General features: G+C 48.4%; 13 protein-coding genes. 10 read left to right on the plus strand and 3 right to left on the minus strand.

Annotated elements, in window-relative coordinates; genetic code table 11:
• Window positions 1-8 precede the first annotated feature (8 nt).
• From atpA to JK154_RS06555, 4 genes are read left to right on the plus strand one after another with little or no spacing between them, the layout of a single operon-like run.
• On the plus strand, window positions 9-1,550 hold the full coding sequence (gene atpA / locus JK154_RS06540) for a F0F1 ATP synthase subunit alpha (protein WP_211991719.1): 1,542 nt from the start codon (window positions 9-11) through the stop codon (window positions 1,548-1,550).
• 50 nt (window positions 1,551-1,600) lie between these two features.
• Window positions 1,601-2,467: a F0F1 ATP synthase subunit gamma gene (gene atpG / locus JK154_RS06545; RefSeq protein ID WP_211991720.1), complete on the plus strand. Its 867-nt coding sequence runs from the start codon at window positions 1,601-1,603 to the stop codon at window positions 2,465-2,467.
• Window positions 2,468-2,501: 34 nt separating this feature from the next.
• Entirely contained in the window at window positions 2,502-3,884 is a 1,383-nt protein-coding gene (atpD, locus tag JK154_RS06550; protein WP_211991721.1) for a F0F1 ATP synthase subunit beta, read from the plus strand.
• Between the two features lie 20 nt (window positions 3,885-3,904).
• The gene (locus tag JK154_RS06555) at window positions 3,905-4,324 is read left to right on the plus strand and encodes a F0F1 ATP synthase subunit epsilon (protein ID WP_211991722.1); all 420 of its coding nucleotides are present in this window, start codon (window positions 3,905-3,907) and stop codon (window positions 4,322-4,324) included.
• A 133-nt stretch (window positions 4,325-4,457) separates the two neighbouring features.
• Here JK154_RS06555 and JK154_RS06560 read toward each other — a convergent pair whose 3' ends face one another.
• The 3 genes from JK154_RS06560 to JK154_RS06570 all read right to left on the minus strand — a co-directional run bounded on the left by JK154_RS06560 (window position 4,458) and on the right by JK154_RS06570 (window position 7,686).
• Window positions 4,458-5,189 carry a class II aldolase and adducin N-terminal domain-containing protein gene (locus JK154_RS06560; RefSeq protein ID WP_211991723.1) on the minus strand — a complete coding sequence of 244 codons (732 nt, stop codon included), beginning with the start codon at window positions 5,187-5,189 and terminating at the stop codon, window positions 4,458-4,460.
• A gap of 4 nt (window positions 5,190-5,193) precedes the next feature.
• Window positions 5,194-6,027: an ABC transporter substrate-binding protein gene (locus JK154_RS06565; RefSeq protein ID WP_211991724.1), complete on the minus strand. Its 834-nt coding sequence runs from the start codon at window positions 6,025-6,027 to the stop codon at window positions 5,194-5,196.
• 138 nt (window positions 6,028-6,165) lie between these two features.
• The gene (locus JK154_RS06570; RefSeq protein WP_211991975.1) at window positions 6,166-7,686 is read right to left on the minus strand and encodes an amino acid ABC transporter permease/ATP-binding protein; all 1,521 of its coding nucleotides are present in this window, start codon (window positions 7,684-7,686) and stop codon (window positions 6,166-6,168) included.
• Window positions 7,687-8,288: 602 nt separating this feature from the next.
• Between JK154_RS06570 and JK154_RS06575 the strand changes: the two genes are divergently transcribed.
• The 6 genes from JK154_RS06575 to JK154_RS06600 all read left to right on the plus strand — a co-directional run bounded on the left by JK154_RS06575 (window position 8,289) and on the right by JK154_RS06600 (window position 13,894).
• Window positions 8,289-9,197, plus strand: coding sequence for a LysR family transcriptional regulator (locus JK154_RS06575; protein WP_211991725.1), 909 nt, complete (start codon window positions 8,289-8,291; stop codon window positions 9,195-9,197).
• A gap of 175 nt (window positions 9,198-9,372) precedes the next feature.
• A complete protein-coding gene (locus tag JK154_RS06580) occupies window positions 9,373-10,632 on the plus strand; it encodes an NAD(P)/FAD-dependent oxidoreductase (RefSeq protein ID WP_211991726.1) in 1,260 nt (419 codons plus the stop codon).
• A 26-nt stretch (window positions 10,633-10,658) separates the two neighbouring features.
• Window positions 10,659-11,093, plus strand: coding sequence for a RidA family protein (locus JK154_RS06585; RefSeq protein ID WP_211991727.1), 435 nt, complete (start codon window positions 10,659-10,661; stop codon window positions 11,091-11,093).
• Window positions 11,090-11,764: a DUF1028 domain-containing protein gene (locus tag JK154_RS06590; protein ID WP_211991728.1), complete on the plus strand. Its 675-nt coding sequence runs from the start codon at window positions 11,090-11,092 to the stop codon at window positions 11,762-11,764. Before JK154_RS06585 ends, JK154_RS06590 begins: the two co-directional genes overlap by 4 nt.
• On the plus strand, window positions 11,757-12,923 hold the full coding sequence (gene argE, locus JK154_RS06595; protein ID WP_211991729.1) for an acetylornithine deacetylase: 1,167 nt from the start codon (window positions 11,757-11,759) through the stop codon (window positions 12,921-12,923). Before JK154_RS06590 ends, argE begins: the two co-directional genes overlap by 8 nt.
• Complete coding sequence (locus tag JK154_RS06600) at window positions 12,920-13,894, plus strand: NAD(P)-dependent oxidoreductase (protein ID WP_211991730.1); 975 nt, start codon at window positions 12,920-12,922, stop codon at window positions 13,892-13,894. Before argE ends, JK154_RS06600 begins: the two co-directional genes overlap by 4 nt.
• Window positions 13,895-13,904: the final 10 nt, after the last annotated feature.

Consider the following 13,904-nt stretch of genomic DNA (forward strand, 5'->3'; position numbering starts at 1 on the left):
TGGAGCATATGCAACTGAATTCCACCGAAATCAGCGAACTGATCAAGCAACGCATTGCTCAGTTCAATGTTGTGAGTGAAGCTCACAACGAAGGTACTATCGTTTCTGTTAGTGACGGTATTATCCGTGTACACGGCCTGGCCGATGTTATGCAGGGTGAGATGATCTCCCTGCCGGGGAACCGTTACGCCATTGCACTTAACCTGGAGCGTGACTCGGTTGGTGCAGTCGTTATGGGCCCGTATGCTGACCTTGCCGAAGGCATGAAGGTTAAGTGTACTGGTCGTATTCTTGAAGTACCGGTTGGCCGTGGCCTGTTAGGCCGTGTGGTGAACACCCTGGGTGCACCTATCGATGGTAAAGGCGCTTTAGATCACGACGGTTTTGCCGCCGTTGAAGCTATTGCACCTGGTGTTATCGAACGTCAATCTGTCGATCAGCCTGTACAGACTGGTTATAAGTCTGTGGATGCGATGATTCCTATCGGCCGTGGTCAGCGTGAGCTGGTTATCGGTGACCGTCAGACCGGTAAAACCGCTCTGGCAATCGATGCCATCATCAATCAGCGCGACTCTGGTATCAAATGTATCTATGTTGCTATCGGTCAGAAAGCTTCCACCATTTCTAACGTGGTACGTAAGCTGGAAGAACATGGCGCACTGGCTAACACCATTGTTGTTGTTGCGACAGCGTCTGAATCTGCTGCACTGCAATACCTGGCACCATATGCCGGTTGTGCAATGGGTGAGTACTTCCGTGACCGTGGTGAAGATGCACTGATTGTTTATGATGACCTGTCCAAGCAGGCTGTTGCTTACCGTCAGATTTCTCTGCTGCTGCGTCGTCCACCGGGTCGTGAAGCATTCCCTGGTGACGTTTTCTATCTCCACTCTCGTCTGCTGGAACGTGCTGCGCGTGTAAACGCCGAGTATGTTGAAGCTTTCACTAAGGGTGAAGTTAAAGGTAAAACGGGCTCTCTGACTGCGCTGCCGATTATCGAAACCCAGGCGGGTGACGTTTCTGCGTTCGTTCCGACCAACGTAATCTCGATTACCGATGGTCAGATCTTCCTGGAATCTAACCTGTTTAACGCGGGTATTCGTCCTGCGGTTAACCCGGGTATCTCTGTATCCCGTGTTGGTGGTGCCGCTCAGACTAAGATCATGAAAAAACTGTCCGGTGGTATTCGTACCGCTCTGGCACAGTATCGTGAACTGGCAGCGTTCTCCCAATTTGCATCAGATCTTGACGATGCAACCCGTAAGCAGCTGAGTCACGGTCAGAAAGTGACCGAGCTCCTGAAACAGAAACAGTATGCGCCGATGTCTGTCGCGCAGCAGTCTCTGGTTCTGTTTGCCGCTGAACGTGGTTATCTCGAAGATGTTGAGCTGGCGAAAATCGGTAGCTTTGAAGCCGCTCTGCTGGCTTATGTTGACCGTGACCATGCTCCGTTGATGCAAGAAATCAACCAAACTGGTGGCTATAACGACGAAATCGAAGGCAAGCTGAAAGGCATCCTCGATTCCTTCAAAGCAACACAGTCCTGGTAAAATCTTGCGGCTTGTCTTAGGGCAAGCCGCAAGGTATTGAGGAGAAGGTCATGGCCGGCGCAAAAGAGATACGTAGTAAGATCGCAAGCGTCCAGAACACGCAGAAGATCACCAAAGCAATGGAAATGGTCGCCGCTTCTAAAATGCGTAAATCGCAGGAAAGAATGGCAGCCAGCCGTCCTTACGCAGATACCATGCGCAAAGTGATTGGTCATCTTGCTCTGGGTAATCTTGAATACAAACACCCGTACCTGGATGAACGCGAAGTAAAACGCGTGGGCTACCTGGTGGTGTCCACTGACCGTGGTCTGTGTGGTGGCTTGAACATTAACTTGTTCAAAAAGCTGCTGGCTGACATGAAAGAGTGGTCCGATAAAGGCGTTCAGTGTGATTTATCCCTGATTGGCTCTAAAGGCGTCTCTTTCTTCAACTCTGTGGGCGGCAATGTTGTTGCTCAGGTGACAGGCATGGGGGATAACCCATCACTGTCCGAGTTGATTGGCCCGGTTAAAGTGATGTTGCAGGCCTATGATGAAGGCCGTCTGGACAAGCTTTATATTGTCAGCAACAAATTTATTAACACGATGTCTCAGACTCCAACCATCACTCAGCTGCTGCCTTTACCCGCGGCTTCTGGTGAAGAGGAACTGGAGAAAAAATCCTGGGATTATCTGTATGAACCTGATCCTAAAGCGCTGTTGGATACCCTGCTGCGTCGTTATGTGGAATCTCAGGTTTATCAGGGCGTTGTAGAAAACCTGGCCAGCGAGCAAGCCGCACGAATGGTGGCGATGAAAGCCGCTACCGATAACGGCGGCAGCCTGATTAAAGAGCTGCAGTTGGTTTACAACAAAGCACGTCAGGCCAGCATTACTCAGGAACTCACCGAAATCGTCGGTGGCGCGTCCGCGGTATAACCAGGTTTACGAATTACGTAGAGGATTCAACAAGATGGCTACTGGAAAGATTATCCAGGTAATCGGCGCCGTAGTGGACGTCGAGTTTCCTCAGGATGCCGTACCAAAAGTGTACGATGCCCTCGAGGTAACAAACGGTAATGAGCGTCTGGTGCTGGAAGTTCAGCAACAGCTTGGTGGCGGTGTTGTTCGTACCATCGCAATGGGTTCTTCTGATGGTCTGCGTCGCAGCCTGGAAGTGACTAACCTTGAGCATCCGATTGAAGTACCGGTAGGTAAAGCTACTCTGGGACGTATTATGAACGTTCTGGGTGACCCTATCGATATGAAAGGTGATATCGGCGAAGAAGAGCGTTGGGCTATTCACCGTGCAGCACCAAGCTATGAAGAACTGTCAAGTTCTCAGGATCTGCTGGAAACCGGGATCAAAGTTATCGACTTAATGTGTCCGTTTGCTAAGGGCGGTAAAGTTGGTCTGTTCGGTGGTGCGGGTGTAGGTAAGACCGTTAACATGATGGAGCTTATCCGTAACATCGCAATCGAACACTCAGGTTACTCTGTGTTTGCCGGCGTAGGTGAGCGTACTCGTGAAGGTAACGACTTCTATCACGAAATGACCGACTCAAACGTACTGGATAAAGTATCTCTGGTATATGGTCAGATGAACGAGCCACCAGGTAACCGTCTGCGCGTTGCGTTGACTGGCCTGACTATGGCTGAGAAGTTCCGTGATGAAGGCCGTGACGTTCTGTTGTTCGTCGATAACATCTATCGTTATACCTTAGCCGGTACTGAAGTATCTGCACTGTTAGGCCGTATGCCTTCAGCGGTAGGTTATCAGCCAACTCTGGCTGAAGAGATGGGTGTTTTGCAGGAGCGTATCACCTCCACTAAAACAGGCTCAATCACTTCTGTTCAGGCGGTATACGTACCTGCGGATGACTTGACTGACCCATCACCAGCAACGACCTTTGCGCACCTTGACGCAACAGTGGTTCTGAGCCGTCAAATTGCTTCTCTGGGTATCTACCCAGCAGTAGACCCGCTGGATTCCACCAGCCGTCAGCTGGATCCACTGGTTGTGGGTCAGGAACACTATGACGTTGCCCGTGGCGTGCAGTCTATTCTGCAACGTTATCAGGAACTGAAAGACATCATCGCCATCCTTGGGATGGACGAACTGTCTGAAGAAGATAAACTGGTTGTAGCACGTGCGCGTAAGATTCAGCGCTTCCTGTCTCAGCCATTCTTCGTCGCAGAAGTCTTTACTGGCTCTCCGGGCAAGTATGTTTCTCTGAAAGATACCATCCGTGGCTTTAAAGGCATTATGGACGGTGAATACGACCATCTGCCAGAGCAGGCGTTCTATATGGTTGGCTCCATCGACGAAGCTGTCGAGAAAGCTAAAAAACTTTAACGCCTTAATCGGAGGGTGATATGGCAACGACTTACCACCTGGATGTCGTCAGTGCGGAAAAGCAGCTTTTTTCCGGCAAGGTCGAGAAGATCCAGGTTACAGGTAGCGAAGGTGAACTGGGTATTTTCCCTGGCCACACCCCGCTGCTTACCGCCATTAAGCCTGGTATGATCCGCATTGTGAGAGAAAACGGACAAGAAGAGTTTATCTATTTGTCTGGTGGTGTGTTGGAAGTTCAGCCAAATAACGTGATTGTACTGGCTGACACCGCAATTCGCGGACAGGATCTCGACGAAGCTCGGGCTCTTGAAGCGAAGCGTCAAGCGGAAGAACATATCCATGGCTCTCATGGTGACGTGGACTACGCTCAGGCTTCTGCTGAATTGGCTAAGGCGATCGCTAAACTGCGTGTTATCGAGTTAACCAAACAGCTGATGTAAGTATCTGCTCTAAATAAAAATGCCAGCCTTAACAGGCTGGCATTTTTTTTAGCATCGTGACATAAAACTGTATCGAAGAGACGAAAGGTAGAAACAGGCCGTAGCCGGGTGACGACAGCCTGAATGACGAGTATTAATCAAGGACCGAAGCATCGTCTGCGATAATGATTTGCTTCATCTCTTCAAAGTGCTGGCGAGAAAAGTCGGCAATTTTTTCCCAGTCCTGAGCCGTTTTTTCTGCGATATCATCTGAAAGTATTTTTAGCGGCTGACCCGTAGACCAGGCCGTGACTAAAATTTGACAGGCACGCTCCAGCGTCCAGACATCATCAAAAGCCTCTCCTATTGAAGGGGCGGTCACCAGAATGCCATGGTTACCCATTAACAGACGACGCTTATCTGCCAGTAATGCTGCCAGTCTGGCACCTTCCGCCGTAGTGTCAGCCATACCCCCATATAATTCATCCACCGCAACACGGTTAAAATAGCGGGCTGTGTTTTGGTCTATGGGGATAATGCGTGGCTTCTCCAGACAGGCGACACTTGTGGTATACACCGGGTGCAAATGGAGAACTACCCGTACCTCTGGCAGACGCTGGTGTATTTGCCCGTGAATGGCCCAGGCTGTTGCATCGACATCACTGCGGTGAGCATTATCTTCATTATCCGCATCCAGTAACAGCAGATCGCTGGCGCGGATACGTGAAAAGTGCTTCCACTTTGGATTCAGCAAAAACTGTTTACCATCGCTGGAAATAGCGGCGCTGATATGGTTAGCCACCGCTTCATGCATACCCAGACGCGCGATAATACGAAATGTCGCCGCCAAGTCTATACGGGTTTGCTCTTCATGAGAGTAAGCCATACTGTTACTCCACTTTTGGCATTAGCGTGCGAATATCTTCGGCTGTGGGGGCCTGTAGATTGTATTTACTCAGTAATGCGGCATATTCAGGCGTCTCACTGAATTTTTTCAGTCCCTCTTCCAGTGCTGTTTTCACTTCGGTGTTACCTTTTTTAACACCAAATCCGTTCAGTACTGGATAAATCAATGTATCAGAAGAGATTTCAACACGATTCCCGAGTTTACTGATGACACCTTTAGCCACTGCTGCATCGGTGATCTGGGCATCTACAGCGCTCGATAGCAGTGCTTGCGTCGTTTGTGGGTCCGTGGTGTAGACACTGAGTTCAATTGGTTTGAGCCCTTTCTTGACGCAATAATCAATGGAGAGCTTCTCTAACTGTGCCAGCCATGAGGTTGCCCCCATTGACCCCACTTTATGGCCACAGAAATCTTCAGGGGCCTTTGGCTGATAATCACTGCCTTTACGAACCAGGATTGACTCACCACTTTTTAGGTAAGGCACCATATCAATCACTCTCAGACGTTCAGGGGTGATATACATGGCGGAGTTAGTCAAATCAAACCGCCCCCCTTGTAAACCAGGGATCAGGTTAGGGAAGCGAGTATCAAGATTCGTTGATTCACGACCAATCGATTTAGCTATCCCGCTTAACAACTCAATATCGAATCCAGCGGGCTGGTTATTTTCAATATACTCATAAGGAGGGAAAGTCATATCTGAACCGGCAATGACTTTTCCGGGCTGTAGAAATGCTGCCTGCGAATGCATCGAGACCAGCCCACCAGCAACACAAAGGGACAGGGCAACAGGGCGCAACAGATTAAAACGTTTCATATAACCTCCAGAGGGTGGACTTATTACATGCTGGTGCTATCGCGACCGGCTTGCTGAGTAAAACAGGGTGCCCGGGGGGCTTTTGAGGAAGATGCCTCTGGGATTAGTGACCCACTGGTATCCCCTCAGAGAAAATAACTACACCAGAGAAACATCTTTCAGGAAGGCTTCAACACGAGGATGATGCCCTTCACGTAAGATTTGAGGTGTGTCATCGCAAACCACACGTCCTTTTTCCATAAAGACAATTCGGTCTGACACTTTGAAAGCGAAATTCATTTCGTGCGTCACAATGATCATTGTGATCCCTTCATCAGCCAGTGATTCAATGACCTGTAGTACTTCATTAACTTTTTCCGGATCGAGGGCCGAAGTTGGCTCATCAAACAGCATAATTTGAGGCCGATTCATCAGCGCGCGGGCAATAGCGACACGCTGTTGTTGCCCACCGGATAGTTGATGGGGATACTTAAACACATGGTCGAGCATGCCAACCTTGTTCAGTAAAATGCAGGCTTGTTGTTTTAGCTCTGCCTCTGAGGCTAAACGGTGATAACGCGGAGCCAGCAGCATATTTCCCATCACCGTCAGATGGGGGAATAGGTTGAAGCCCTGAAACACCATACCGATATTCAGTCGATGTTGGTTATTTTCAATAAAGCGTGGTTTCTGCTGTCCTTGACGATCGAGATGAATAAACGGCTGACCATCAATTTTTATTTCGCCGTTGTCGATTTGTTCCAGGCCATTAAGCAGACGAATAAGCGTGGTTTTGCCGGAACCAGAAGGCCCAATGACTGAAATGACTTCCCCACGTTTTACCTTTAAATCTACCGCCCCCAGTACTTCGACATTGTTATAGGCTTTATGTAGTTTCGAGGCTTCCAGTGCGAGTTCATTGGTATTACTTACTGTGCGAGTACTGGCTGGCAACGGCATTTGAGCCAGTTGCTGCATTTCAGTATCGACGGTACGGGTAATTTTTCGTTGAGTAACATCAAGATATTTTTCCAGTCGTTTCAGCAGAAAATCGAATACCGTCACGACCAGGATGTAGTAAAAAGCTACTCCAGCCATGGTTTCCATAACCAGGAAGTTTTGTGAGTACAGGCGCTGACCTACCATTAAGATCTCCGTCAGGGAGATAACCGACACCAAAGAGCTCAGTTTTACAATGGCGATAAATTCATTGGTCAGGGCAGGGAGGGAGACTCGCAGAGCCTGGGGAATAATAATCTTCCACTGAATTCCTGCATAACCTAGCCCCAGAGCGCGTGCGGCTTCTATTTGTCCCTTGGGAATAGACAGTAATCCTCCCCGGTGAATCTCTGCCACATAGGCCGTTTCACTTAATACCATGGCCAGTAACCCCGCCAAAAACGGGTCATTCAGTATTGAACCTGAACCAGGAAAAGCTTGCGGCAGGTTATAGACAAAAATAAGTAATACCAGTAAGGGTAAACTACGGAATAACCAAATATAGAAGCGAGCAGGAATATTAAACCATGCGCGTGGTGATTGTTTCGCCAGGGCGAGTATGAAGCCAAAAATAATGCTTAATACCCATGTCAAGATACTTAATTTAATAACCGTCCAGGTGGCCAGCCAGAAATCGCTATCGCTGAACAGGCTAAACAGATAGTTCCAGTTAAACGTCATGGTTTTTGTACTCGCCATAATTAACGGTAAATAAAGCGACCCAGAGTAATAATCAGCAGAGATCGCGGTAACTCTTCTTGCAATACCACTATGCTGACTATTTTCTATCTGAGGCAATTATTAATTTTTTGGCCTTTAAGTTTAAAAAAACTATACAGACTTGTTAACTGCCAGTTATTTAAAGAGATTATTGGTGAATTTAGCTGAGTTTTCTTACCTGATGTTAAAAATAATAATGAATCTTTTTTTTTATGTGATTTTTGTTTGCTCAATAATGGTGCGCCATTCTGATTAATACGGTGCAGTGTGTTATTTCTTGGTGCATTTTTAATTCACTGGTTTCGTAATGCATAAAACTAACAGAATGAAGATGCCTCAGATTCTATTTGATGGCGTGACAACCAGTCTGCCGAGTATCTATTCTTTTAAATTTTCGTTATCTAAAGCTGTTAAGTGAAAACACTGGATGTGTTTATCACTTGTTAAAGGAAATGGCATTTTTCTTGCAACACTGCTCTGCGTCACACGGTTATCCGTCACATGACTCCCCCCAGAGGAGATAAATATCCTCGTTATAATGCTTTGTTAACCATGGTGATGCTATGAACAGATTCACACTGAAACAGCTTAAATACTTTGTTACCGTAGTAGAAACTGAAAGCATCTCTGATGCTTCCAGACAGCTACATATTGCTCAACCCTCTATCTCTATTGCTATCAAAAATCTTGAGATGACTTTCGATCAACAGCTGTTTATCCGCCACCATGCTCAAGGTGTCTCTTTAACAACAGGCGGACGTCGATTCTATGAAAAAGCCAAAGAATTACTGCGCCTTTCCTATGAGTTTGAGCAGAATGCCTCTGCAGATAAAGAGATCGTTTCTGGTGAAATTTCAGTAGGATGTTTTGAATCTGTCGCCCCTTTGTATATGCCGAAACTGGTGGCTGGTTTTAAAAAGCTCTACCCGGAAATTACTTTTCATTTGTACGATGGTGAGCAACATGAACTGATGCATGGTTTGCATCGGGGGCGTTTTGACCTGGCGCTCGTCTATGATCTTGAGTTAGGGCACTCCATCAATAAACAGCCCCTGAGTGCTCCACATAAACCCTATGCTTTGTTACCGGCCAGCCACCCATTGGCACAAAAAAGTAGCGTGACGTTACAGGAGCTCAGTCGCGAACCAATGATTTTGCTTGATGCCGTACCGAGTAAAAATTATTTCACTGCAATTTTTAAAGAAAAGGGTTATCACCCTGAGATAGTTTATAGTTCCCCATCTATTGAAATGGTTCGTTGCATGGTGGGACAAGGATTAGGATTTTCAGTATTAGTTACCCGCCCTCAATCAGATATTACCTACGACGGTAAAAAAGTCGTTCAACTTGATATTGAGGATGATATGCCATCTTCAACATTAATTATGGCGTATCTTGCCAATAATGAACCAACATTACCGGCACAAATGTTCATCGAATATTGTAGCCATGTTGAATTAACTCATTCTTAATACAGTAAATAAAATTTATTTTTTTATGGGGTTATTTTTTCTGATTTATGAGGCTCATAAAATTCTATCCAGATGATGAATTTATAATATTTTAAAATTGTATCTCAGTTACCTAATCTGGGTTCTGTCAATTCCGGCTAATTAAGTCGGGTAACCGTGCTTGAAGGACACTTAGATGACAGAGCAAATAACAGAAATCGATACCTTAGTAGTTGGCGCGGGACAAGCGGGTGTCGCAATGAGCGAACACCTTACCCAGCATGGTATACCGCATTTAGTGCTGGAAAAGCACGCTATCGCCCAAGCATGGCGATCTGGACGCTGGGATTCGCTGGTGGCTAATGGCCCGGCATGGCATGACCGATTTCCTCATATGACTTTCCCAAACAGTGATGGCGACAGTTTTATCCCTAAGGAGCAGGTTGCTGATTATTTTGCTGCTTACGCAAAATCTTTTGATGCACCGATTAAAACAGGGGTAGAAGTACTGAGTGCAGAGCGGTTATCCGGCCGTCCGGGATTTCGTATCGAAACCTCACAAGGTGTTATCGAAGCGCGTCGTATTGTCGCTTCAACAGGGCCCTTCCAGCGCCCGGTCATCCCGGCTATCGCTCCTGCAAGCTCAGGGTTACTGCAGATACACTCCGCGCAGTATCGTAACCCACAGCAATTGCCAGAGGGGGGAGTATTGGTGGTTGGGGCCGGTTCTTCAGGCGTGCAGATTGCTGATGAGTTACAGCGTGCAGGCAAAGCTGTCTGGCTTTCTGTTGGGGCACATGACCGCCCGCCACGCAACTATCGTCAGCGTGATTTCTGTTGGTGGCTGGGGGTGTTGGGCTTGTGGGATGCTTCTGCCACTGAGCCGGGTAAAGAGCATGTCACTATTGCTGTTAGCGGTGCTCGTGGTGGTCACACGGTAGATTTCCGTCAACTGGCACACCAGGGGATCACCCTGGTCGGGCAAACCCAGAAATTTGAAGGTGAACGGGCCTTTTTTCAGCAGGATTTAGCAGAAAATCTGCAACGTGGGGATGCCTCTTATCTGGCTCTTCTTGATGCGGCTGATGATTATATTGCCCGTAACGGCCTGTCATTGCCCGAAGAGCCAGAAGCTCGCCAATTTTTAGCTGATCCTGCTTGTGTCACAGATCCTCTACATAGTCTTGATTTAGCCGCCGCAGGGATTACTACCATTATCTGGGCCACGGGCTATAGCACAGACTACAGCTGGTTAAAAGTAAACGCCTTTACCCCACAGGGTAAACCCCAGCACCAGCGTGGTATTTCAACAGAGCCTGGTGTCTATTTTCTTGGCCTGCCTTGGTTATCTCGCCGTGGCTCCACTTTTATTTGGGGAGTCTGGCATGACGCGAAATACATCGCCGATCAAATCGCGATTCAGTACCAGTATCAGCAGTACCAACCTTCTTGCTAACACGCCTCTATTTTAAGGACTGGATCATGCCAACACATACTCGTATTCGGATGTTTAATACCAAAGAGACCTATCCTAATCAGGCACTCGACAATGACCTTTGCCAGGCGGTACGTGCAGGGAATACGGTCTATGTCCGTGGTCAGGTAGGGACTGATTTTGAAGGTAACTTAGTGGGGTTAGGTGATCCTCGGGCCCAGGCTGAACAGGCTATGAAGAACCTAAAGCAGCTGTTATTGGAATCAGGGAGTGATCTCACTCATGTGGTTAAAACCACCACCTATATTATCGACCCGCGTTACAGGGAACCCGTCTATCAGGAAGTGGGTAAGTGGTTAAAAGGGGTCTTTCCTATTTCAACCGGGATTGTGGTTTCTGCCCTGGCACAACCCGAGTGGTTGATGGAAATTGATGTTATTGCTGTCATTCCTGACGACTGGGATGCTAAGGAGGCTCTGTGACGATATCTATTTCAGCATTATGCCCTGAGTCAGGACAGCTGGGGGTTGCGATAGCATCATCCAGTATTGCTGTCGGGGCTCGTTGTCCTTGGTTGCATGCCGGAGTTGGTGCGGTTTCCAGCCAGAATATTACCCTGCCCTCCTTAGGGGGACAGACTCTTGCTGGGCTGGAGTCAGGATTATCGCCAGAGCAGGCGATGAAACGGGCATTAGGTGAAGACCGCTTCAGCGAATACCGGCAAATTACCGTTATCAGCGCCAGTGGAGAAACGTCAGCTTTTAGTGGTGAGTACACCCTGGGTATAGGACAAGTGGTGGAAGGAACTGACTGTGTCGCCGCGGGCAATATGCTGGCTAATCCCGACGTTATTGCGGCAATGGTGGACTGCTTTGAAACCACAGAAGGTGAGTTAGCTGCCCGTCTGATAGCGGCCTTACAGGCTGGCGTAAGTGCTGGCGGAGAGGCAGGCCCACTCCATTCTGCCGCGGTGAAAGTGGTTGAAGATTATGACTGGCCAATTGTCGACTTGCGTATTGACTGGGCTGAAACCAACCCTGTCACGGCACTGGAGACCCTCTGGCTGGACTATGAGCCACAGATGAATGCCTATCTCATTCGTGCTCTGGATCCACGAGAAGCACCTTCTTATGGAGTCCCGGGTGATGAGTGACAGCGCTGCTTCAATGCTGGCTCAGTTACTTGCATTTGATACAACGAGCCGGGAATCAAATTTGGCCCTGATCGAGATGATCAGCCATTTTTTAACTGATCGAGGTATCACTCCCCATCTTTTTTATGAAAAAAATGGGGCCAAAGCAAACTTGTATGCCCGCATTGGACCCGGCGGCGCAGGGGGCGTCATGCTTTCCGGTCATACGGATACCGTCCCGGTAGATGGTCAGTCGTGGACTGTGCCGCCTTTCCAGTTGACGGAACAGGAAGGGCGTTACTATGGGCGCGGTAGTGCTGATATGAAAGGTTTTTTGGCCTGTGTACTGGCATCACTGGATACCTTTTTAAACGCCCCACTGCGCATGCCACTGCATTTAGCCTTCTCCTATGATGAAGAGGTTGGCTGCCTGGGGGTTCGCAGTATGGTGGACTACCTGCAGGCATCCCCGGAAAAACCCGCATTGTGCATTATTGGTGAGCCTACAGAGATGTCTCCAGTGTACGGACATAAAGGGAAACTGGCCGTACGCTGCCTGATTGAGGGGCATGCCTGTCACTCTGCCTATGCCCCGGAAGGCGTTAATGGGATTCGCTATGCCACCAAACTGATGACTCGACTTGAGGAATTGGGTAATGCCTTTGCCACTGAGCGGGACTTGCGTTTTTACCCTGCCTTTAGCACGGTTCAGGTTGGCACTATCAAAGGGGGCAGCGCTCTTAATATCGTCCCTCAGTACTGTAGCTTTGATTTTGAAATCCGCTATCTGCCTCAGTCAAATCCGTATGAGGTAACCCGGGCCCTGACAGAATATGCCCATCATCAGCTTCTGCCTGAAATGCAGCAGATTGCCCAGCAGAGCAATATCCAGTTTCAAACCCTGAGTCATTATCCAGGATTACTGAGCGACCCTCAGTCTGACTTTTCCCAATGGCTGGCCCAGTGGTGTGGTAGTGAGAACTTTACTACCGTCGCTTTTGGCACTGAAGGGGGATTATTTAATGAGGCGGGTATTGCGACGCTTATCTGTGGCCCTGGAAGCATGGATCAAGGGCATAAAGCGGACGAATATATTGAAATAGAACAAATTAATCGCTGTATGAAAATGCTGGAAAATCTTTGTCACTGGATGTCTTTCCCCCAGGAGGGCGTGTCATGAATGGCGTCAATGAGACCTTTAAAGCCGTATTTTTAGATTATGACAGCCTGTATACCGAAGATCTTGATACTCAGTCTCTGGACGGGATTTTTACCCATATTGAGCGCTATCCACACAGTGAATATTCCCGGATAGCTGACAGATTACAGGGAGCGGATGCCGCTATTGTCAGTGACGTTGCTATTGATGCGCAGATTTTTGCTGCTGTTCCCTCCCTGAAGCTAGTGCTGGTGGCGGCAACAGGAACGGATCAGATTGATTTGGCGGCTGCCAGAGAACATGGGGTTAGGGTATGTCATTGTCGTGATTATGCCACCTGGTCCCTGGCACAGCATGCGTTTTCATTACTGCTGGCGTTAACGAATAACACAGTGAATTACCATACGCTGGTGCTGTCAGGAGCATGGCAGCAGGCGGCCTCATTCTGCTTGCCTCATTTTCCCCTGATCCAACTGGCCGGCAAAACCTTGGGTATTGTCGGGTATGGGGCTTCTGGTCAGCGTATGGCCCAGATAGGGGCCGCTTTTGGGATGCGGGTGATGATTGCCACATTGCCAGGGCGGAGTTCCAGTGATGATCGTACTGAGCTGGATACCCTGCTTCCCCTGGTGGATGTCTTGTCTCTTCATTGCCCTCTGACGGAAGACACCCGCCATTTGCTGAATTATCAGCGTCTGGCACTGATGAAAAAAGAGGCCTTTATCATCAATGTTGCCCGAGGGGCAATTATTGATGAACGGGCACTGGCTGAGGTATTACAGAACGGTCAAATAGCAGGGGCGGGTCTTGATGTTTTGAGCAATGAACCCCCTCCGGCTGATCACCCTTTATTACAAGGTGATATTCCACATCTTCTTATTACCCCACATGTTGCCTGGAGCAGTCGCGCGGCGCGACAGGGGGTTATACATCAACTAGCTGAAAATGCGCGGGCTTTTCGTTCCGGGGAACCGATGCGGGTGGTGGCATAGACAGGTCTTA

The sequence above is a fragment of the Citrobacter sp. JGM124 genome, assembly GCF_018257795.1.
Taxonomy (GTDB): Bacteria; Pseudomonadota; Gammaproteobacteria; order Enterobacterales; family Enterobacteriaceae; genus JGM124.